Origin of the sequence: Streptomyces sp. MUSC 14 (genome assembly GCF_001866675.1) — a bacterium.
GTDB lineage: Bacteria > Actinomycetota > Actinomycetes > Streptomycetales > Streptomycetaceae > Streptomyces.
In genome coordinates, this window is sequence record NZ_MLYN01000168.1 from 1 (window position 1) to 901 (window position 901).

General features: G+C 67.6%; 1 protein-coding gene. It reads left to right on the forward strand.

Going from position 1 to position 901, the window contains the following annotated elements; translation table 11 throughout:
- Window positions 1-57: 57 nt before the first annotated feature.
- The coding region (locus tag BIV25_RS46140; protein ID WP_371273160.1) for a beta-ketoacyl synthase N-terminal-like domain-containing protein at window positions 58-901 on the forward strand (844 nt) is incomplete at its 3' end.

Consider the following 901-nt stretch of genomic DNA (forward strand, 5'->3'; position numbering starts at 1 on the left):
CTCGGGTACGCGGGTGCTGAGCAGGTCGGTGTGGAGCGGGCGTTCCGGGATCTGGGTGTGGACTCGTTGATCGCGGTGGAGCTGCGGAACGTCCTGGCCGCGGTTTCGGGTGTCGCGCTGCCTGCCACGGTGGTCTTCGATCATCCGACGCCGCAGGCTCTGGCAGCTTTCCTTTACGGCGAGTTGTTCGGGGACGGGGCCGCTGTTGTTGCCTCGTTGGGCGGGGCGGCCGTGGTCGCGGTGGACGAGCCGGTGGCGATCGTGGGTATGGCGTGCCGTTTCCCCGGTGGTGTGGAGACGCCCGAGGATCTGTGGGATCTGCTGGTCGACGGGCGTGACGGCATCGGTGACTTCCCCACCGACCGCGGCTGGGACCTCGACCTGCTCTTCGCCCCCGACCCGGACAACCCGTACGCCAGCCACACCGCACACGGCGGCTTCCTGTCGGGTGTGGGTGGGTTTGATGCGGAGTTCTTCGGGGTGTCGCCGCGTGAGGCGTTGGCGATGGATCCGCAGCAGCGGTTGTTGTTGGAGGTGTCGTGGGAGGCGGTGGAGCGGGCGGGGGTTGATCCTCGGTCGTTGCGGGGGAGTCGTACGGGTGTGTTCGCGGGGACGAACGGTCAGGATTATCCGGCGTTGTTGGGTATGTCGGAGGGTGACTTCGGCGGGTATGTCGGTACGGGTGGTGCGGCGAGTGTGGTGTCGGGCCGGGTGTCGTACGTGCTGGGTCTTGAGGGGCCTGCGGTGACGGTGGACACGGCCTGTTCGTCTTCGCTGGTGGCTTTGCATCTGGCGGTGCAGGCGTTGCGGTCGGGGGAGTGTGATCTGGCGCTGGCCGGTGGTGTGACGGTGATGTCGACGCCGGGTGCGTTCGTGGAGTTCGGTCGTCAGGGTGGTCTGG